The organism is Mycobacterium sp. (assembly GCF_035640695.1).
Classification (GTDB): domain Bacteria; phylum Actinomycetota; class Actinomycetes; order Mycobacteriales; family Mycobacteriaceae; genus Mycobacterium.
Window position 1 is genome coordinate 20033 of the sequence record NZ_DASQVQ010000047.1, and the last position, 19719, is coordinate 39751.

The window sequence follows — 19719 nt, forward strand, 5'->3', positions numbered from 1 at the left end:
TCAGCTGGTCGGGGTCAATCGGCTCGACGAGATCCGGTCGTATATCCGCTCCGGGGTGAACGGCAGTTCACGGAACCGCACTCCCGTCGCGTCGTGCAGAGCGTTGGCCAGTGCGGGCGCCACCGGGTTGATGCTGCACTCGGCGATCCCCTTGGCCCGCATCGGACCCACCGAGTCCGTCGAATCGACCAGCAGCACTTCGGTTCTGGGAACATCCGCATAGGTCGGGATTCGGTAGTTTCGCAAGCTTGGGTTGACCATCACGCCGTTCTCGTCGACATGGTGGTTCTCGGTCAGCGCGAAGCCGATGCCCTGCGCCACGGCGCCCTCGACCTGGCCGCGCACCTGCGCCGGATTGATGACAACACCGGCGTCGGTGGCGTGAACGCTGTGCAGAATGCGAATCTCGCCCGTCACCGGGTGCACGGCGATGCGGAAGCCGTGCGCGTTGGAGGTCACGCTGCGCGGTGACCCGTAGGCCTTGCGCGCGACCGTGAACCGGATGCCGCGCCGGCCGGCGGCGTCCAGCAGCTCCGCCAGCGAGACCCGCGTGCCGCCGCACACCACCCCGTCGTAATCCATTGCGCATTCGGTGACGTCGACTCGCAAATGCGCGGCGGCGAAGCGCAGGATGCGGTCACGGAGCGCTTCGGACGCCCGTTGCACGGCGTTGCCGGCCACCGACAATCCCGCGCTGGCGAACGCGCCGGTGTCGAAACCCGTTCGGTCGGTGTCGGACTGGATGAGCCGCACCCGCGACGGGGTGGTACCCAGTTGGTTCGCGGCGATCTGGACGTGCGCGGTAGACGTGCCCTCGCCGAATTCTACCGTGCCGACGGCGATCTGGTAGACGCCGTCGTCGCCGAGGCTGGCCCACGCCTCGGAGATGTGCTCGGTCGGCGGCGCGGTCTCGTGCAGCGAGCTCGCCGTGCCGGTCCCGACGAGCCAGTCGTCGCCGAGTGCCTGCCCGTCACCGGCCCGCTGCAGCGCGGCCTCGACCAGGTCGATGCACGTTGCGACGCCGTCCTCGGTGAACGTGACGTCGTCGGGATGCTCGTCGATCCCGAGCAGGGCATCGCCGGGGCGCACGATGTTGCGCCGCCGCAGCTCGAGCGGATCCATGCCCAGCGCCACGGCCAACTCGTGGATCGCCGACTCCACCGCGTACGCCGGTTGCGTCATCCCGTAGCCGCGCAGCGCGCCGCTGGGCACATTGTTCGTGTACACCGCGTACGCGTCGAATTTCTTGTTGGGGCAACGGTACAACGCGACCGCGGCGCCGCCGGCGAACAGTGTCTCGCCGCCGTGGTTGCCGTAGGCGCCGGTGTTCGACACGTTGCGGAACTGCACCGCCGTGAGCGTGCCGTCGGCCTTCGCGCCGAGCCTCACCGTCACCTTCATCGGATGCCGCGGCGAGGCGGTGGTGAACTCCTCTTCGCGGGTGTATTCCAGGCACACCGGGCGCCCGGTGTCGAGGGCGGCGAGGGCGACCAGGTCCTCGGCGATGACCTCCTGCTTGCCGCCGAAGCCGCCACCGACACGTTTGCAGAACACGCGCAGCTGATCCGGACGCAGATCGAACAGGTACGAAAGCTTGACCTTGGCGATCGACGGCGACTGCGAACTCGTGCGCACGTGTAGCCGACCGTCGGCCATCCACGCGATCGACCCGTGGGTCTCCAGATGCGCGTGCTGCACCCGCGGGCTGAAGTACGTGCCCTCGTGGATCACATCCGCTTCGGCGAAACCCGCGTCGGCATCGCCGATTTCGCCGTGCAGCTCCAGCAGAATGTTGCGGACGGGATCACGCACGAACGGATCCTCGGACCCGTGCAGCTGCGGCGCGCCCTCGGCCATCGCCTCTTCGGGATCGAAGACCGCGGGAAGTACGTCGTATTGGATGACCACCTTGCGGCAGCCTTCCTCCGCGGCTGCCACCGAATCGGCCAGCACCGCGACGACCCGCTGGCCGACGAAGCGAACCACATTGTCCAGGATGTACGTGTCGTCGGGGTCGACCAGGTGGTCGGTGTGGATCGCCGTGTTAAACCGTTTGCGCGGAACATCTTCCCAGGTGTAGACCCGGTGCACGCCGGGAACCGCGAGCGCCGCGGACTTGTCGATGGCCACGATGCGGGCGTGGGCGTGCGGTGAATGCAGCACCTTCAGATGCAGCATGCCCGCGATCTCGGTGTCCATCGTGTACTCGGCCCGACCGGTCACCACCTCGGCGCCGGCCGGGGCGCCGACGCTGGTGCCGACGGCCTTGCCCGGCAGCGCTTCCTCGATCGCCGCGACGCCGTTGATCGCGTCCTCGATCGCACGATAACCCGTGCAGCGGCAGAGGTTACCCTTCAACGCCCTTGGCAGGTTCTGCCTCTGCTCGTCGGTGAGCGACGCCGCGGTCATGATCATCCCGGGCGTGCAGAAGCCACACTGAAAGCCGGGGGCGTAACGGAACTGCCGCTGCATCGGATGCATGTCCTCAGGCGAGCCGAGGCCTTCGATCGTGGTCACCTGACGCCCGTCGGCCCGAAACGCGGGCGTGATGCAGCTGTTCACCGGAACGCCGTCCAGCCACACCGTGCACGCGCCGCAGTCTCCGGCGTCGCACCCCTTCTTGACGCCGTGCCAGCCGAGCGACCGCAGGAAAGTGCGCAGACACTGACCCGGACCGGGCTCTGCGTCAAAATTGTCGCCGTTCACCGTGTACGTCATGACCGGTCTCCCGCCAGGAACTCGGCCCTGATCTCCTCGGCGAAGTGCTTCGCGAGGTGGCGGCGATGCCGGGGCGTCCCGTTCGGGTCGTCGAACCACACCTCCTCTGGTATCGCGTCGATGCGCTGTTGCAGATCGTCGGCGTCGGGCAGGGAATCGAACCCGAACCGCACCGGACGCGTGGTGCCCGCGGTGATGGTCAGCAGCAGGTCATTCGTGCCGGGTGTCTGGGTTGCGATCACGAATATCGTCGAGCGGCCCATGCGGGTCAGCGTGAAACGGCGGTGCGTGGCACGCTTGCGCAGCGCGCTGGCCGGAATGTCGATCTTGCGCAGCACCTCGCCGGGCCGCAGCACATTCTCGTGATTGCCCGTGACGAAATCGAGCGCGTCGACGGCGCGTTCGGACCCGTCGGCCGCCAACAGCGTGTAGGTCGCCTCCAGCGCGACCGTCAACGTGATCATCGGGCCGGCGGGCAGCGACATGCAGATGTTGCCTCCCACCGTCGCCGAGTTCCACACCTTGAACGATGCGAGAAACGACTCACAGCTGACGTGAATCAGCGGGCCCGCTCGCCAATCATCCGGCGGTACAAAGCCATACAGGTCGTGGATCGTGCACATCGGCCCGATCTCGAGTCCGGTGCCGTCGGCGTGCAGGGTGTCCCAACCCAGCGGGGCCAGATCGATCAACCGGTGCAGGTCGACCTGCGGATCGGAGAACAGCCACGTTCCCCCGGCCAGCCAGGCGTCGCCGGCGCGCCACTGCGCTCCCGGTGGGTCGGTGGGATCCCGGACGACCTCGGTGATGGTGTTGAGATCCATTCGGCTTCCTCCCCGCAAATATCGCCGCGGCCGAATTGTCGGCATGCGCGCAAGCGAATCCGACTCTAGACACTGCAGTTGATTCGCGGCGGGGTTTTCTCGAGTCAGTACGGCAAACCCACAGACTCGAGACGTCAAGCCATCGTCAAGCGCCAGCCCGTCGACAATTACGTGATGGCGTTGACGGCCCCAGATACTTTCGACTGGAAATCTGCGGGCAACGGAACGTATCCGTGATCCGCAAGGCCGTCCTGCCCCGGGCCGATGGCCGACTGCAAAAACGCCCGCACCGCCTTACCCACGTCTGCCTCGGGGTACTTCGAGCACACCACCTCGTAAGTGGCGAGAACGATCGGGTAGGCACCGGCCTGGGTGGGCTTGTAGAACGACGACGTGTCGAGCACCAGGTCATTGCCCGCGACGTTTACCTTGGCCGCCGCGATGGTCTTGCCGACCGATGCGGGGCTGATTCCCACCGGAGCGGGGCCTGCGGAGGTCACGATCTTGGCGGTGAAGAGATTCTGGGCTTGGGCGAACGACCATTCGTTGTAGGTGATGGCGCCCTCGGTGTTCTTCACGGCCGCGGCCGTGCCGTCGTTGCCGGTGGCGCCGACGCCCGTTGCGCCCTTGAACGTCTTGCCCGCACCCTTGCCCCATGCGCCGTCGGATGCGGCATCGAGATACTGCTGGAAATTGTCGGTGCTTCCGGACTCGTCGCTGCGGTAAACGACGTGAATGTCGCCCGGCGGCATCGACTGGTTCAGGCGCGCGATCGCCGGGTCGTTCCACTTCGTGATCGTGCCGTTGAAGATCTTCGCGAGTGTCGGGGCATCCAGCACCAGCGTGTCGACGGCGTTGATGTTGTAGCTGATCGCCAGCGGGCCGAACACGACGGGCAAATGCCACGCCACCGAACCGCAGCGCTGCCCCGCCTTGGCCTGCTGGTCCGGTGTCATCGGCGAGTCTGTTCCGCCGAAGGCGGTCCGGTTGTTGATGAACTCGTTCACCCCGGCGCCGGAACCGTTCGCCGTGTAGGTCACCGTCTGCCCCGGGCAGGCCCGTTGGTAGGCGTCGACGAACCGCGTCATCGCGTTGGCTTGCGCCGTCGAACCGCTGGCCCGCAACGACTGCTTGCCGCCACAGTCCACCTTCACCGAGGCCGCGCTGGCGGTCGATGCGCCGCGGTGATCACCGCCGCATGCGGAAAGCACGAGTACACCGGCGGCCATCATGCTCACCGCCGCAACGCATCGGTCGAGCCTCATTTCGCTCCTTCGAAATACGGGTGACGCGCACGCCGCCACCGGTTGCGGCGGACGGAACGGGTCCGCCGACCGAACCAAAACGCGGCACAGCAAAGACTCCATGTACCGCAGTTGAATCCGCACTCTCGCGACGATGAACGGTGGCTCGAGTCCTGTCAACCAGACTCGAACCGGCGCCTCAGCGCGCGCCGATCGACCTTTCCGATGCCCAGAGTCGGCAGCACGTCGACAAAGTGGAGTTCCCGTGGCGCCGCCGTCCGGTCCAAGACCGCCGCGACGTGGTCCCGTAACGCCGCCAACGTGGGCTCGGAAGAATGCGGAGCCAGCACGATCGCGGCCGCGACTCGCTGACCCAGCCGCTCATCGGGCACCCCGAACACGGCGCACGCGGCCACCGACGGATGTCGATTCAACACCGCCTCCACCTGCTGCGGCAGCACCGTGAGCCCTCCGGTGCTGATGGCGTCGTCGAGCCGGCCGTACACCGTCAGCACGCCGGACGCGTCCAGACCGCCCGCGTCGTCGCTGCGAAACCACCCGGGCTCGGCGAACGGGTCCGGATCGGGTGGGTTGCGGTAACCCTTGGCCAGCGTCGCTCCACCAAGGACGATGCGGCCGTCGTCGATCCGCACCCGCACTCCGTCCAGCGGGACCCCGTCGTACACACACCCACCGGCGGTTTCGCTCATCCCGTAGCTGCGGACCACCGGAATGCCCGCCGCCGAAGCCTTTTCGGCCAGCGGTGTCGGCAAGCTGCCGCCACCGATCAACACCGCGTCCAGCTCCGACAGCGCCAGCGCCGCGGGCGTGGACTCCAACGCCTTTGCCAGTTGCGCCGCCACCAGCGCCGCATACCGCGGCCCGGTGCCCAGCGCCGCTACGGCGGCCGGCAGCCCGGCGACGTCGAATTCCACCACCGGTGTCGTGCCGGCCAGCACGCTGCGTGTCAGCACCTGCAGGCCGGCGATGTGGTGCGCGGGCAGCGCCAGCAGCCATCGACCGGGGCCGCCGAGCCGGCGGTGCGTCGCGGTGGCACTCGCCGTCAACGCGGCCGCAGTCAGCATGGCACCTTTCGGGGCACCGGTGGTTCCCGAGGTCGGCACCACCACCGCGACATCGTCGTCGATCGCCTCGTCGACGCGCAAAGACGTTGTCAGCAAGACTTTTTCACGCTCGTCGTGCGCAGGCACCGGCAGCAGCGGCGCACCGCGGCCGGTCAACACCGATTCGAGGACCGGCAGCAGCGACACCACTTCGGGGCCTGCCGGGACGGGCAGCGGACGAAGAGTGGCTATCCGCTCTCCTCGGCGTCCCGCGGAGCGTCGAGCGGCCAGCCCTTTTCTGCGAGCCGCGCCCGCACTCGCTCCACATCCTCAGCCGCCGGCAACTCGTCGGTGATCTGGCTGATTGCCACACCGATGTCGACGTGGTCGAAATCGCCGCGCTGCATCAGCTCCCCGGCGACCGCCTTGACCTCATCAGTGGACAGCCGCCGCGACAGCAGTGCCAACACCGGGAAGTAATCCGTCGGCGGCACCCCGTCGGGATAGCCGGCGCGCAGCCAATTGACGATCGCCGTCAAGAACCGATTCAGCGTGTCACCCCCTCGGGCAGCAACGATCTGGCCGATATTACTTGTGCTTGGCACCCAGGATGTACAACCCCAGGTGGTGGCCGATGAAGTCTCGGGCAACGAACAGCACGCCGATGATGACCGCGATCAGCACCACTGCGAAAATTACCCAGCTGATCGCTATCAGCGCCGGGTTGCGGTGGGCCACGGCGGAATCCCCCGTGGCGCCGACCCCCTCGGCGTTGATGCGAACCGCGAGCGCGAATAGCGCGGGCAGTCCGGCGCCCAGGATCAGCCCGACGATCAGGATCCGCAATGTTGCTTCGTAATTCCACCAAGCGCTCACAGCGTTAACCCCTTCAAATCAGGCGACGGGCGTGGATTCGGGCTTCTCCGGCGCCGAAACACGATGGGCCTGGGTTCCCGCCGTCAGGTTGCCTTCCCAATCGGCGTTGACATTCTTGTGGTCGATCGTCCCGGCCCGGCGCGACTGCAGCCAGATGGCGACCCCGGCCACGACCAACAAGCCGAAGCCGATTGCGGTACCGGCGTAGCCGCCGATGATGTGCACGATGAAATAGGTGACCGCGCCCACGACGCCGGCCGCGGGCAGCGTGATCAGCCAGGCGACGGCCATCCGACCGGCAACGCCCCACCGGACGTCGGCGCCCGGCTTGCCCACCCCGCTGCCGAGGATCGAGCCGGTGGCGACGTGCGTTGTGGACAGCGCATAACCAAAGTGGCTGGACAGCAGTATGATTGCCGCCGACGACGTCTCGGCCGCCATGCCTTGGGGTGACTCGATCTCCACCAGGCCCTTGCCCAGCGTGCGGATCACCCGCCAGCCGCCGAAATAGGTGCCCGCGGCAATGGCCACCGCGCACGACACGATGACCCAGATCGGCGGCAGCGCGTCCGTCTTGCTCGCGGCGCCGTAGGAGATCAGGGCCAAGAAGATGACGCCCATGGTCTTCTGCGCGTCGTTGGTGCCGTGCGCGAGCGAGACCAGTGACGCCGACCCGATTTGACCGTAGTGGAACCCGGTGTTCGTGCGGTGCTTGGGTAGCCCACGCACCGCGCGGTACACCAGCCAGGTGCCGACGCAGGCGACCAGGCCGGCGAGGAACGGGGCCAGCACCGCGGGGATGATCACGTTCGACACCAGACCACGCCAGATCACGCCGTGTCCGCCGACGGCGGCGATCATCGCGCCGACGATCCCGCCGATGAGCGCATGCGAAGAACTGGACGGAATGCCGAGCAACCAGGTCAGCAGGTTCCAGACGATGCCACCCACCAAACCCGCGAAAACCAGCTCCAGGGTGACCAGATGGGAGTCCACCAGACCCTTGGCGATGGTAGCGGCGACCGCGGTAGACAGAAACGCGCCCACCAGATTCAGCGACGCGGACAACGCGACCGCGGTCCTGGGTTTGAGGGCACCACTGGCGATCGAGGTCGCCATCGCGTTACCGGTGTCGTGGAAGCCGTTCGTGAAATCGAATGCCAGCGCCGTAGCTACCACGATCACCAAAGTGAAGAGCTGGAGATCCACGCCAGAAGTCTCGCCCGCCCGGGCCGGCATGTCGATTACTCCCGGCAAGAATTTGTTGGTCAGTGACCACTGGTCGACAGTCGTTCGCCTTCCGTTAACCGCGGTTGTCGCGGCGCAGGGGGTGGTCGCGTGGCACCTGGACGAAGATGATCGTCACGCCGTCAGGGTCGATGACGTGCATCTCGTGCAGCCCCCACGGCTCCTGGCGTGCCTCCCGCGCGATCGGCACCCCGCGGCCCGTCAACTCGTGTTGAGTGGCATATAGGTCCCGCACCTGCAGCCACATCGCGCCGCCGGCGTTCGGCTCGCCGTGCCCCGCCACTTCGATCAGTGATTGGCCCGCGAAAAACACTGTGCCACCGCCGTATTCGCGCGCGATCGCCAGGCCGAGCTGGTCGCGGTAGAAGCGCAGCGAACGGTCATAATCCGCCGGCCGGATCAGCATCCGGCTGGCGAGTATCTCCACCCGCTTTTCCTATCACGCGCACGGTCAGCTACCAGGCTGAATGACCTGCCGTTTCATCAGCGCGTTGACCACCGACGGGTTCATCGTGTCAAGCGCCTGCGCGGCCAACGCCAGTCGAGGCATGATCCGCACCGGCCGCATGCGCGCCGCGGTGATCATCCATTCGGCGGCCTCGTCGGCGGTCAAGCCCGGCAGGCCGTCGTAGGCGCGTGTCGGCGCGATCATCGGCGTTTTCACCAGCGGGTAGTACAGCGTGGTCTGGCGCACCCCGCGCTCGGACCACTCGCCGTCGATGGCCCGGCTGAACGCCGACAGCGCGGCCTTCGACGCGTTGTACACCGAGAACAACGAAGACGACGCGGTCACGCCCCACGTCGAAACGTTGATGATGTGCCCGTCGCGGCGCTCGAGCATGCCCGGCGCAAGCCCGCGGATCAGCCGCAGCGGCGCGTAGTAGTTCAGCGCGATGGTGCGCTCGACGTCGTGCCACCGCTCGAGTGATTCGATCATCGGCCGCCGGATCGAGCGTCCGGCGTTGTTGATGAGAATGTCGACGCCACCGAATTGCTCCTCGACCGTCTCGACGAGCCGGTCCGCGGCGTCGAGGTCAGACAGGTCGCACGGCAGCGCGACGGCCGAGCCGCCGCTTCCGGTGATTCGCCGCGCGACCGTGTCGAGCAAGTCCCGGCGCCGGGCCACCGCGATCACGGTGGCGCCGTGCTTGGCGAATTGCTCGGCGGCGCTTTCCCCGATGCCCGACGACGCCCCGGTGAGCAGCACGCGCCTGCCGGTGAGGTCGACGGCGTCGCGGGCCGGCCGGTGCAGCACGAGTTGTTGGGCCAGCGGTGGCCGCATGCTGGCCACGGTGAGCGCACGGCCTAGCCGTTGCAGAGGGTTCACCCGTCGAAGTCTATGAACCGGCGCCCAATCACCCCGACCGATGCCCAACTCAGATTTGCTAGTCTGGTCGCAACGCAGGGTTAAGGTCCGCCGATTGAAAACGCAGCAAATGGACCGGCGCCCGGCCAGAATCCGTACAGCCGGACGTTGCCGGTCGGCTGGGGCTGCTGGCTAACGCGCCATGAGCTTTCGGGAGGTCGGGCGGCCGGCTATGAACTTCGTCCGTTGGTTGCTGGTGGTGATTGCGGCCGGGGCGTTGACCCTCGCGGTCACGTTGCGCCCGGCACCGGCGTCGCACGGTCCCGCGGCGGTCGGTGGCCCGCTGGCGTGGTTGTTGGCGAGCTCGACCGATCTGGGCCCGTCGCGCGCCGGTCAAACCCGGCTCACCGCGGCCCTACCCGACGCGACGCGCCCGGACGCGTTGACGGACTGGGCGAGCGGCCGCGGTTTGTCGGTGCGCTGGCGCCCCGGCGACGGCTGGGCGATCGTCGAGGGCGCCGCACACGATGTGGCCGCCGCGTTCGGTGTGCCGGTGCACGACTACCGGGGCCGGCGCGGCCAGGTCTTCTACGCGTCGGCGCTTCAGCCCGCGGTCCCTGCGCCGCTGCGCGGCGTCGTCACCGAGTTCGGCCGGGTGCTCGGCTACACCCCGCATCACCGGGCCCGTCCGGTGCTTGAACCGCTCGACGTGCCGCGGCGTGGGTTGCTGCCGACGCAGTTGCTGACGACGTACAACGCCAGCCCGCTGGCGCAGGCCGGTTTCACCGGCAGCGGGCAGACCATCGTGGTCTTCGAGTTCGACGGCTTCGATCAGGCGGACCTCGATACCCATGCCGAGCTGACCGGCCTGCCGAAGTTCACTCCGGTCGTGATCGGCGGCCTGCCCCGGGAATCGGACGGCGAGGCCGTGATGGACCTCGAGGTGGCGCACGCGATCGCCCCGGACGCGCGACTGGTGGTCGTCAACGCGGTTCCGACCGTCGAGGGCAGCGGCGCGTACGAGAAGATCGGGCGCCTGTTCGAGTGGGTGGACCGCCAGTTCCCCGGCGCGGTGTGGAGTCTGTCGATCGGCTGGGGCTGCGACAAGCTGATGACCGCCGCCGACTTGGCCCCGGTACGGGCGGCCGCCGCCGCCGCGCAATCGCACGGCACGTCGGTGTTCGTCGCGACCGGGGACACCGGCGGCCTGGAATGCAAGGGCGGCGACGACTGGGCGGCCGCGCCGGGTCGCGACGACGTGGGGTTGGATGCGGTGGCATCGCTGCCGGAGATGACCGCGGTCGGTGGCACCACGCTGTCGACCGATCCGCAGGGCGTCTGGCTGGCCGAGCAGGCCTGGGTGGATTCGCCGCTGTCCCAAGGCACCAGCGGCGGGGTGTCGGCGCTGTTTCCCCGGCCCCGGTGGCAGGACGGGGTGTCGTCGTCGCGCGACGCCGCGCACCGCCTGACTCCCGACATCGCCGCGGTTGCCGACTCGTTCACCGGCGTGCGGATCGTGTACGACCGGCAGCTGCACGTCGGTGGCGGTACCTCACAGTCGTCGCCGATCTGGGCCGGCCTGACGGTGCTGATGAATCAGTATTTGGTCGCGCACGGCGGGCGCCCACTCGGGGACCTGAATCCGCTGCTGTATCGGGTCGCGGCGGGTGCAAGGCTGCCGGGGTTCCGCGACGTGAGTCTCGGCGGCAACGCCGTCGACCTTGCGGTGCCGGGCTATGACCTGGTGACCGGGCTGGGCAGCCCCAATGTCGACAACCTGGTTCGCGATCTTCTCGATATTCAGAACCGGGCGGCGCCGCGATGACCGCCGACCATGCGCCGGCGCCGCCCGATCGGCGATATCCGGCTCCGCCGTTGCGGCTCACGGCATTTGCGCCAGCGCCGACCGAGCATGTGCTATTGCCGCGGGTGGCCAGTTCATTGTTCCCGCATCTGCCACCCCGATCGCGCCGACCGTTCAGCGTCGCGCTCGCAGTTTTGATCGTCGCGTTGATCGTGTTCGCGGTGCTGCGCTGGCAGGCGCCGCTGATCGCGGTCAGCACCCTCGGGTTGCCGCTGTTGTTCATGATCTACACCTACCAAGCCGACGTCGCCGGCGGTCTGCCCGCCCGCGGCACCCTGCTGCTGACCGCGGTGCTGGGCGCCGGACTCGGCGTCGGCTGGGCGCTGCTGACCGGTGCGATCGTCGCACGCGCCAACGATGTCGCACTCGGTCCGGGGATGTCGCGGTGGCCGATCCTGGTCGACGGGCTGGTCATCCCGCTGGGTGGCGCGATCCTGATGCTGGTGCCCGCGTTCGTGCTGCGGGTGTTGCGGCCGCCGCGCCGAGAATCGTTGGACGGCTTCATCATTGGATCATCGGGTGCGATCGCGTTCACCGCCGCGACGATCCTGACCCTGTTGGCCCCGCAATTCGCGACGGGACTGACCGCAGATGACAGACCCGTCAGTGTGCTGCTGGTCGAGGCGGGAATACGCGGCGTGGCAATGCCTTTGACCGCGGCAGCCGCCGGCGGATTGGTCGGCGCGGCACTGTGGTTCACCCGACGGGCGGACACATTGCAGTGGTTGCCGACGCTGACCCTCGCGGTCGTCGTCGTTCTGGTGCTGGTGCTTTATGCCGCGTTGGGACTGATCGACGTCGCCCCGCTACCCCAAGGCTGGCAGCTGGCATTGCATCTTGCGGTGGCGGTGTCGGCGTTGGTCGCGTTGCGAGCCGGTCTGCACGTTGCGTTGCTTTATGAAACGCCTGACGGGGGGCGCGCCGCGAGGTCGGTGCGCCTGACGTCCCACACCCGGATATTGCTGAGTTTCGGCGCCGGCCTGGTTCTGGTGCTGGTGGCCGCGGTGGCGGTGTCGGCGGTCGTCACCCCGTCGGCCGCGCGGTATGTGTGTCCACCCAATTGCGGGCGACCGCCGATCGGCACGCCGGTCGAAGCCACTCCGCGCTTCACCTCGAGCAACGGCGACTTCTCGGTGTCCTACCCCGGGCCGACCACCGCATACCAGGCCACCCTGAGACCGAACGGCCTGGTGCTCGACTTTGTCGGGGGCGACACCGGCAAGCTCGAGTTGTTCGGCGAGCCCGCCGCGGGTCGCACCGCCAAGCAGGTCGCCGACGACTTGATCCAGCAGACCTACCCGGACGCCACCGTCGACTACGAGATCCCCAATGCGCTGGTCGGCTACCAACTGGGATACGGCGTGGTGGCCGACGACTATCCGCAGGACTCGGCCGGCAGCTATGCCCGGTTGCGGGTGCTGGTGATGGTCGCGGTGAAGAGCGGGCTCGCCCTGGTCGCCGCCGCGATCGGTCCCTACCACGAGTTCAGCCCCGACTTCGGCAACGGACATCCCTCGGGCGCCAACCTGCAAATCGCGATCGACATGGGCAAGTACGTGAACAGTTTCAGCTGGCGAGGCGACCCGCCGCGCTGACTCACCCCAGTGTGAACACCGGGCGCCCCCGCGCGGCGTGTCGTCGCCCTGATGTAACACTCACGCGCCGAATCCTCAGAAGTAGCGCGGGAACCGGCTCCAATCCGGGTCACGCTTCTCCAAAAACGCGTCCCGGCCCTCCACCGCCTCGTCGGTCATGTACGCCAGCCGTGTCGTCTCGCCCGCGAAGATCTGCTGTCCCACCAGGCCGTCGTCGATGAGATTGAACGCGAACTTGAGCATCCGCACCGCCGTCGGCGACTTCCGGTTGATCTCGGCCGCCCAGTCCAACCCAACCAACTCCAGCGACGCGTGCTCCACGACCGCGTTCACCGCTCCCATCGCATGCATCTGCTCGGCGGTGTACGCGCGGCCGAGGAAGAACACCTCGCGCGCGAACTTCTGCCCGACCTGCCGCGCCAGATATGCGCTGCCGTAGCCGCCGTCAAAACTGCCGACGTCGGCGTCGGTCTGCTTGAAACGGGCGTGCTCGCGGCTGGCCAGGGTCAGGTCGCAGACCACGTGCAGGCTGTGCCCGCCGCCGGCGGCCCACCCGTTGACCAGGCAGATCACCACCTTCGGCATGAACCGGATCAGCCGCTGCACCTCGAGGATGTGCAACCGCCCGGCGCGGGCCTGATCGACCGTGTCGGCGGTGTCACCCGACGCGTACTGATAGCCGGTGCGGCCGCGGATGCGCTGATCGCCGCCGGCGCAGAACGCCCACCCGCCGTCCCGCGGCGACGGCCCGTTTCCGGTCAGCAGCACCACGCCGACGTCCGGTGACATCCGCGCGTGCTCCATCACCCGGTACAGCTCGTCGACGGTGTGCGGGCGGAACGCGTTGCGGACCTCGGGCCGGCTGAACGCCACCCGCACGGTCGGCTGCGCGGCGCCGCCGGCGAGGTGGCGGTGGTAGGTGATGTCGGTCAGGTCGCCGAACCCGGGCACCGGCTGCCAGAGCGACGGGTCGAACGGGTTGTCGCTCACGGACATGCCGGGCACGCTACCGCGCTCACAATTCGACGCCGCAGTCGGTCAGCGCCGACTTCAGCCCGTCGCGGCGCTCCGCGGTCGGCAGCGGATCGACGAGCACGAAGCCGCATCCCACCGCGCGGGCGCCGCCGTCGGCTTCCTCGCTGTCGCCGACCATCGCCGCCTCCTCGGCCGGCACGCCCAGCCGGGCCAGCGCGGTCTCGAAAATCCGCCGGTCCGGTTTGATGAGCCCGACCTCGAACGACAGCACGAACTCGTCGACGCAGTCGGCGACCCCCAGGCTGCCGAACGCGGGCCGCACGTCGAAGGCGATGTTCGACACCACCGCCGTGCGGATCCCAGCCGCGTGCAGCCCCTTGAGCACGTCGGCGGTGTCCGGATACGGCGTCCAGCACGCCGAGTCGATCACCCGGCCGTACAGCGCCTCGGCGTGCGGATCGGCCATGCCGGACTCGCGCAGCACGTGCAGGTACGCCTCACGATGCAGATGCGGGGCCAAATCGCGGTTCACCCACGCGTGATAGGCCTCCTTCGTCATGTCGAACGATCTGCCGGTCGGTGCCGTCAACCGGCGCATCAACTCGGCCTGCACACGCCCGTCGACCTCGCGCCCGTTCACATGCATTCCGGCAAACCAGCTTTCGTCCTCTTCGAGCCGGAACAACGTCCCGGAGAAGTCAAAAAGCACCGCGCGCACCGACATATCCCTATCGTGCCTGGTGTGGAATCCGGCGAAAGCGGCAACCCGTCATCAATGACGGCCGGTCTGATCATGCACTGGCTGCGGGCCGGTGAGCTGAGCTTGCCGCTGCCGGGTTCGGGCGAGACGGCGCAGCGGTGGCGCAAGCTGGCCGACCTGACCGCGGTGGACGTGGCCGCGGGCCGGCTGGCCGAACAGCACGCCGACGCGGTGGTGATCCTCGACGAGTTCGCCGGGCCGGCAGCCGAGGAAGGCCAGCTGTGGGGCGTGTGGAGCGCGGAAAGCCCCGACGCGGTGCTGTGCGCCCACACCGTCGGCGACTCGGTGACGCTCGACGGCATCAAGTCGTGGTGCACCGGCGGATCGCTGTGCGACCACGCGCTGGTGACCGCGCGGCTCGACGACGGCCGCCACGGTCTGTTCGCCGTCGAGTTGCGCAACACCGCGGTGCGCCCGCTGGCCAGCGCCTGGCGTAACCCCGGGATGGTCAGCAGCGATGTACGTTCCGTGCAGTTCAGTGGTGCGCCGGCGGTGCCGGTCAGCGGTCCGGGCCAGTTCCTGGACCGGCCGGGCGTTTGGTATAGCGCCATGGGCGTCGCGGCCTGCTGGATCGGCGGTGCCCGCGCGGTTGCCGCGCCGCTGTATCAGCACGCCGGCAGCGGGTCCGCCGACGAACACGCGCTGGCCCATCTCGGGGCGGTGGACGCGGCGATCACGGCGGCCGAGGCGGTGCTCGTCACGGCCGCCGTGCAGGTCGACGGCGATCCGCGCGACGAGACCGGGACCGCCGAGTTGACGGCCCGGCGGCTGCGCGCTGTCGCGGAAAAGGCAGCGGAGCAAGCGATTACCCGCACCGGCCGGGCACTCGGACTCGGGCCGTTGTGCCTCGACGGGGACCACGCCCGCCGGGTGGCCGACCTGACGGTATTCGTCCGGCACAGCCACGGCGAGCGTGACCTCGCCGCGCTCGGCCTGCTCGCGGGCGCCCGCAGCGACCGCCGATGACGACCCGGGTTCCGGACGAGCACTTCGAGGGGATGTATGCCCATTCCAACGACCCGTGGGGTCTGGCGCACAGCTGGTATGAGCACCGTCGGCACGCAATCATCCTGGCGCTCTTGCCTTATCAACATTATCGGCATGCGTTCGAGCCGGGCTGTTCGGTCGGAGTGCTCACCGAACGGCTGACGTATCGCTGTCACCGGGTGACCGCGACCGACGTCGCGACGGCCGCGCTCGACGGTGCCAGCCGACGGCTGCGCGCCGGCGGTCGACGCGAGCAGGTGACGCTGGTGCGCCGGTCGATCGACGAGACGTGGCCGCCAGGGCCGTTCGATCTCGTTGTGCTGTCCGAGGTCTGCTACTACCTGCACGCCGACATGCTGCGCGCGGTGCTGGACCGCGAATGCCCTCGACTGGCGCCCGGCGCGACCGTGATCGCGTCACACTGGCGTCACCCGATGCCCGACTACCCGATGAGCGGCGACCATGCCAACGACATCGTCGCCGCCACCCCGGGGCTGCACATGATCGGCAGTTACCGCGACGCCGACGTCGCGATCGAGGTTTTCGACACCGCCACGGCCGACTCCGTCGCCGACCGCAGCCGCGTGCCGGGGACGTCACAGTGACTGCCGCGCGCCGGCGGCCTTGTCGCTCAACACCTTCCGTTGTTGTTCGTTGCCGGTCAGCCGCGCGGCTTTGTCGAACTCGTCGGCGGCCTCGGCGTGGCGGCCCAGCCGGGCCAGCAGTTCACCGCGCACACTCGGTCGCAGATACGAATCCTCCAAACCTTTTATGCTGTCGACGATCTCGAGAGCGTGGGCCGGGCCGGATGTCGGCCCCGCTGCCATTGACACCGCCACCGCGCGGTTGAGGTCGACCACCGGTGACGGCGCCAGGCGGCCCAGCGCCTCGTAGAGCCACACGATGCGATCCCAGTCGGTGTCCTCGGGCGTGGCCGCGGTGGCGTGGCATTCGGCCAGCGCGGCCTGCAGCCCGTAGTAGCCTCGGCCCGCGTCGCCCGCGGCCTCGTCGGCGCGAGCCAGCGCCGCGACCCCGCGCTGGATCTGCGCGCGGTCCCACTTCGTGCGGTCCTGCTCCGCCAGCAGGATCGGCGTGCCATCGGGCGCCGTTCGCGCGGCAAACCGCGACGACTGAAGCTCCATCAGCGCGACGAGGGCATGGACCTCCGGCTCATCGGGCACCAGCGCGGCAAGAATACGACCCAGCCGCAACGCCTCCGCGCACAGCTCGTCACGAATCCAGCGCTGCCCGAACGAGGCCGAATATCCCTCGTTGTAGATCAGGTAGATCACCGACAGCACCGCCGACAGCCGCTGCGGATACTCGTCGCGCGGCGGCACCTCGAACGGCACCTTCGCCGCGGCCAGCGCCTTCTTCGCCCGCACGATCCGCTGCGCGATCGTCGGCGTCGGCACCAGAAACGCCCGCGCGATCTCCTCGGTGGTCAGCCCGCCGACCACCCGCAGGGTCATCGCGATGCGGCCCTCCCGCGACACCACCGGGTGCGCGGCAACGAAGATCAGCCGCAGCACGTCGTCATCGATCCGGTCCGGATCCCATGACTCGTCGACCTGTGTCTCCAGCTCGCGGGCCATCGTGGCGTACTTGTCGTCGAGGCGGTCCTGACGGCGCCAGTGATCGATGGCCTTGCGCTTGGCGACCGTGGTCAGCCAGGCGCCGGGGTTGCGCGGAACGCCGGACGACGGCCACCGCGTCAGCGCGTCGACCAGCGCCTCCTGCGCGAGGTCCTCGGCCAGTCCGACGTCGCCGACGGCGCGGGTCAGCGTCGCGACGATCTTGGCCGCCTCCATCCGCCACACCGCGTCGACGGTCTGGCGCAAGTCGGGTGCCGCGGTCACGTCGCCCATTGTGCCCAGCACCGCAAAACCATCCGACACGCCGGCGGAAAACCAGCCGCTGCGCTGTTCGCGCCGGATAGTTGGCCAGTGACGCATCGGCCCGGATGTGATGAATACGAGTGACCGCGTCGAGACGCTGCTCCGCCGCCACCGCCGCGTCATCCTGGGGATCACCGGGCCACCGGGTGCGGGTAAGACCGCGCTGGCGCAGTCCGTCGTCGCCGCCGCCGATGTGCCGGCCGTGCACCTACCGATGGACGGGTTCCACCTGGCCGACGCCGAGCTGAGTCGGCTCGGGCGACTGCAGCGAAAGGGCGCGATCGACACCTTTGACGGCCACGGTTATCTGGCGCTGCTGCGACGCATTCGGGCCGAGCCGCAACACATCATCTACGCGCCGGCCTTCGACCGGAACATCGAACAGCCCGTCGCCGGCAGCATCGCGGTGGCGCCGGAAACACGGTTGGTCGTCACCGAAGGCAACTACCTCCTCGACGACGAGCAGCCCTGGCCGTCGGTACGAAATCTGCTCTCGCAGGTGTGGTTCATTGACACCCCGCACGAGGTTCGGCAGCGCCGACTCGTCGCCCGGCACGAGCAATTCGGCAAGTCACCGCGGCAGGCCGAGGCGTGGGTCAACACCGTCGACGAGCCGAATGCCCAACGAATCGAACGCGTTCGGCACAAGGCCGACGTGGTCTTGTCGCTCGAAGGTGGGCACAAGCAGTAATCCCCGAAACCCGCCGCCCGAACGCCGCTAGCCCACCGCGCGGGCGGCACCCTCCCAAAACCGAGCCCGCACCGTCTTCTTGTCCGGCTTGCCCAATCCGGTCAACGGCAGCGAGTCGACCACCACGACCTGCTTCGGCGACTGCACGGATCCCTTGCGGTCCTTGACCGTTGCCTGGATCTCGGCCGTCATCGTCGCCAGTGCCTGCTCGTCGCGTGGCGCGTCCGCACGCAACACGACGACGGCCGTCACCGCCTCACCCCACTTCTCGTCCGGCGCACCGATCACGCACACCTGCGCGACGGCCGGATGCTGGGCGACGACGTCCTCGACCTCACGCGGGAACACGTTGAACCCGCCGGTGACGATCATGTCCTTGACCCGGTCCACGATGAACCAGAACCCGTCCTCGTCCTCGCGCGCCAAATCGCCGGTGTGCAACCAGCCGTCGCGGAACGTCTCGCTGGTCGGTTCCGGCAGATTCCAGTAGCCGGCGGCCAATAGCGGTCCGCTGACACAGATTTCGCCGACTTCGCCCCGCGGCACCGGCTTGCCGTCCTCACCCAGCAGCGCGGTGCGCGCGAACAACGTCGGGCGCCCGCACGACGTCAACCGCTTCTCGTCGTGGTCGCCCTTGGCCAGGTAGGTGATCACCATCGGCGCCTCGGACTGGCCGTAGTACTGCGCGAAGATCGGCCCGAACCGGTCGATCGCCTCCTTCAGCCGCACCGGGTTGATCGCCGAGGCGCCGTAGTACACCGTCTCCAGCGACGACAGGTCGCGGGTGCGCGAGTCGGGGTGATCCATAAGCGCATACAGCATCGACGGCACCACCATCGTCGACGTGATGCGCCTCTCCTCGATGACCCGCAGCACCTCGCCCGGGTCGAATTTCGACAGCACGATCATCTCGCCGCCCTTGATCACCGTCGGCATGAAGAACGCCGCCCCGGCATGCGAAAGCGGGGTGATCATCAGGAACCGCGGGTTCTCCGGCCACTCCCACTCCGACAGCTGAATCGACGTCATCGTCATCGTGGTGCCGGCGGTCATGACCACACCCTTGGGTTTTCCGGTCGTCCCGCCCGTGTAGGTCAGCCCGACGATGTGGTCGGGCGGCAGTTCCGCGGCCACCAGCGGCCGGGACGCGTACTTGGCTGCCTCGGCGCTCAGGTCGACGCCGACGTCCGACAGCGCGTCGGGCACCGGCCCGATCGTCAGAATCTGCCGGAGCGAGTCGACCCGGTCCAGCAGCCCGAGCGCGCGTTCGGTGAACATCGGGTTCGGGTCGATGATCAGCGACGTGACACCCGCGTCGGACAGCACGTAGGCGTGATCGTCCAGCGAACCCAGAGGGTGTAGTGCGGTGCGCCGGTAGCCCTGGGTCTGCCCGGCGCCGACGATCATCAGCACCTCGGGACGGTTCAGCGACAGCAGCCCGACCGCCGCTCCGGTGCCCGCGCCGAGCGCCTCGAACGCCTGAATGTACTGGCTGATGCGGTCGGCCAGCTGGCCGCCGGTCAGCGTGGTGTCGCCAAGGAACAGCAGCGGCTTGTCGCGGTGGCGCTTGAGGGCCCCGGCCAGCAGGTGACCCGAGTGGACGGGATGGCGCAGCAGATCGCCAACAACCTGAGTCATGTGGCCAAGACTAGAACGTGTTACAGCCGCA

At 68.4% G+C, this 19719-nt stretch carries 18 protein-coding genes; 5 read left to right on the forward strand and 13 right to left on the reverse strand.

The genetic code is table 11. The features are described from left to right. The 9 genes from VE759_RS05435 to VE759_RS05475 form a co-directional block, all read right to left on the reverse strand. Complete coding sequence (locus tag VE759_RS05435) at positions 1 to 2718, reverse strand: molybdopterin-dependent oxidoreductase (RefSeq protein ID WP_324928970.1); 2718 nt, start codon at positions 2716 to 2718, stop codon at positions 1 to 3. Then, entirely contained in the window at positions 2715 to 3542 is an 828-nt protein-coding gene (locus VE759_RS05440) for an FAD binding domain-containing protein (RefSeq protein WP_324928972.1), read from the reverse strand. The genes VE759_RS05435 and VE759_RS05440 overlap by 4 nt, the downstream gene beginning before the upstream one ends. 167 nt (positions 3543 to 3709) lie before the next feature. After that, positions 3710 to 4807 (reverse strand): phosphate ABC transporter substrate-binding protein PstS, encoded by a 1098-nt coding sequence (gene pstS, locus VE759_RS05445; protein ID WP_324928973.1) that lies wholly within the window; start codon positions 4805 to 4807, stop codon positions 3710 to 3712. A gap of 155 nt (positions 4808 to 4962) precedes the next feature. Then, entirely contained in the window at positions 4963 to 6051 is a 1089-nt protein-coding gene (menE, locus tag VE759_RS05450) for an o-succinylbenzoate--CoA ligase (protein ID WP_414687839.1), read from the reverse strand. Between the two features lie 47 nt (positions 6052 to 6098). After that, complete coding sequence (locus VE759_RS05455) at positions 6099 to 6401, reverse strand: DUF3349 domain-containing protein (RefSeq protein ID WP_324929043.1); 303 nt, start codon at positions 6399 to 6401, stop codon at positions 6099 to 6101. A 37-nt stretch (positions 6402 to 6438) separates the two neighbouring features. Beyond that, positions 6439 to 6726 carry a hypothetical protein gene (locus tag VE759_RS05460; protein WP_324928975.1) on the reverse strand — a complete coding sequence of 96 codons (288 nt, stop codon included), beginning with the start codon at positions 6724 to 6726 and terminating at the stop codon, positions 6439 to 6441. A gap of 18 nt (positions 6727 to 6744) precedes the next feature. Further along, entirely contained in the window at positions 6745 to 7935 is a 1191-nt protein-coding gene (locus tag VE759_RS05465; RefSeq protein WP_324928977.1) for an inorganic phosphate transporter, read from the reverse strand. Between the two features lie 94 nt (positions 7936 to 8029). After that, positions 8030 to 8401 (reverse strand): VOC family protein, encoded by a 372-nt coding sequence (locus VE759_RS05470; protein WP_324928979.1) that lies wholly within the window; start codon positions 8399 to 8401, stop codon positions 8030 to 8032. A 24-nt stretch (positions 8402 to 8425) separates the two neighbouring features. Then, positions 8426 to 9301, reverse strand: coding sequence for an SDR family oxidoreductase (locus VE759_RS05475; protein WP_324928981.1), 876 nt, complete (start codon positions 9299 to 9301; stop codon positions 8426 to 8428). Between the two features lie 181 nt (positions 9302 to 9482). Here VE759_RS05475 and VE759_RS05480 point away from each other — a divergent pair, with 181 nt between their 5' ends. Then, complete coding sequence (locus VE759_RS05480) at positions 9483 to 11105, forward strand: S53 family peptidase (protein ID WP_324928983.1); 1623 nt, start codon at positions 9483 to 9485, stop codon at positions 11103 to 11105. Then, positions 11102 to 12739 carry a zinc ribbon domain-containing protein gene (locus tag VE759_RS05485; protein WP_324928985.1) on the forward strand — a complete coding sequence of 546 codons (1638 nt, stop codon included), beginning with the start codon at positions 11102 to 11104 and terminating at the stop codon, positions 12737 to 12739. Before VE759_RS05480 ends, VE759_RS05485 begins: the two co-directional genes overlap by 4 nt. A gap of 75 nt (positions 12740 to 12814) precedes the next feature. Here the strand turns inward: VE759_RS05485 and VE759_RS05490 are convergent, their stop codons facing one another. Continuing rightward, complete coding sequence (locus tag VE759_RS05490; protein WP_324929045.1) at positions 12815 to 13729, reverse strand: 1,4-dihydroxy-2-naphthoyl-CoA synthase; 915 nt, start codon at positions 13727 to 13729, stop codon at positions 12815 to 12817. A gap of 25 nt (positions 13730 to 13754) precedes the next feature. Beyond that, on the reverse strand, positions 13755 to 14438 hold the full coding sequence (locus VE759_RS05495) for an HAD-IA family hydrolase (RefSeq protein WP_324928987.1): 684 nt from the start codon (positions 14436 to 14438) through the stop codon (positions 13755 to 13757). A gap of 51 nt (positions 14439 to 14489) precedes the next feature. Between VE759_RS05495 and VE759_RS05500 the strand changes: the two genes are divergently transcribed. Both VE759_RS05500 and VE759_RS05505 read left to right on the forward strand, forming a co-directional pair. Next, positions 14490 to 15440, forward strand: a complete 951-nt coding sequence (locus tag VE759_RS05500; RefSeq protein ID WP_324929047.1) for an acyl-CoA dehydrogenase — start codon at positions 14490 to 14492, stop codon at positions 15438 to 15440. After that, positions 15437 to 16066, forward strand: a complete 630-nt coding sequence (locus tag VE759_RS05505; RefSeq protein ID WP_324928989.1) for an SAM-dependent methyltransferase — start codon at positions 15437 to 15439, stop codon at positions 16064 to 16066. The genes VE759_RS05500 and VE759_RS05505 overlap by 4 nt, the downstream gene beginning before the upstream one ends. Here the strand turns inward: VE759_RS05505 and VE759_RS05510 are convergent. Next, positions 16058 to 17329, reverse strand: a complete 1272-nt coding sequence (locus VE759_RS05510; protein WP_324929049.1) for an RNA polymerase sigma factor — start codon at positions 17327 to 17329, stop codon at positions 16058 to 16060. The two genes, VE759_RS05505 and VE759_RS05510, sit on opposite strands and share 9 nt — an antisense overlap. A gap of 100 nt (positions 17330 to 17429) precedes the next feature. Between VE759_RS05510 and VE759_RS05515 the strand changes: the two genes are divergently transcribed. Then, the gene (locus VE759_RS05515; protein WP_324928991.1) at positions 17430 to 18050 is read left to right on the forward strand and encodes a nucleoside/nucleotide kinase family protein; all 621 of its coding nucleotides are present in this window, start codon (positions 17430 to 17432) and stop codon (positions 18048 to 18050) included. 27 nt (positions 18051 to 18077) lie between these two features. On the opposite strand, the gene fadD8 is transcribed toward VE759_RS05515, so the two are convergent. Further along, the gene (gene fadD8, locus VE759_RS05520) at positions 18078 to 19688 is read right to left on the reverse strand and encodes a fatty-acid--CoA ligase FadD8 (protein ID WP_324928993.1); all 1611 of its coding nucleotides are present in this window, start codon (positions 19686 to 19688) and stop codon (positions 18078 to 18080) included. Positions 19689 to 19719 lie beyond the last annotated feature (31 nt).

What these genes read in the sequence shown, in the direction of transcription:
- fadD8 (WP_324928993.1), bottom strand. Translation starts at nt 19,688, where the DNA reads ATGACTCAGGTTGTTGGCGATCTGCTGCGCCATCCCGTCCACTCGGGT.
- VE759_RS05440 (WP_324928972.1), bottom strand. Translation starts at nt 3,542, where the DNA reads ATGGATCTCAACACCATCACCGAGGTCGTCCGGGATCCCACCGACCCA.
- VE759_RS05480 (WP_324928983.1), top strand. Translation starts at nt 9,483, where the DNA reads ATGAGCTTTCGGGAGGTCGGGCGGCCGGCTATGAACTTCGTCCGTTGG.
- VE759_RS05495 (WP_324928987.1), bottom strand. Translation starts at nt 14,438, where the DNA reads ATGTCGGTGCGCGCGGTGCTTTTTGACTTCTCCGGGACGTTGTTCCGG.
- VE759_RS05435 (WP_324928970.1), bottom strand. Translation starts at nt 2,718, where the DNA reads ATGACGTACACGGTGAACGGCGACAATTTTGACGCAGAGCCCGGTCCG.
- VE759_RS05485 (WP_324928985.1), top strand. Translation starts at nt 11,102, where the DNA reads ATGACCGCCGACCATGCGCCGGCGCCGCCCGATCGGCGATATCCGGCT.
- VE759_RS05500 (WP_324929047.1), top strand. Translation starts at nt 14,490, where the DNA reads ATGACGGCCGGTCTGATCATGCACTGGCTGCGGGCCGGTGAGCTGAGC.
- VE759_RS05515 (WP_324928991.1), top strand. Translation starts at nt 17,430, where the DNA reads ATGAATACGAGTGACCGCGTCGAGACGCTGCTCCGCCGCCACCGCCGC.
- pstS (WP_324928973.1), bottom strand. Translation starts at nt 4,807, where the DNA reads ATGAGGCTCGACCGATGCGTTGCGGCGGTGAGCATGATGGCCGCCGGT.
- VE759_RS05510 (WP_324929049.1), bottom strand. Translation starts at nt 17,329, where the DNA reads ATGGGCGACGTGACCGCGGCACCCGACTTGCGCCAGACCGTCGACGCG.
- VE759_RS05505 (WP_324928989.1), top strand. Translation starts at nt 15,437, where the DNA reads ATGACGACCCGGGTTCCGGACGAGCACTTCGAGGGGATGTATGCCCAT.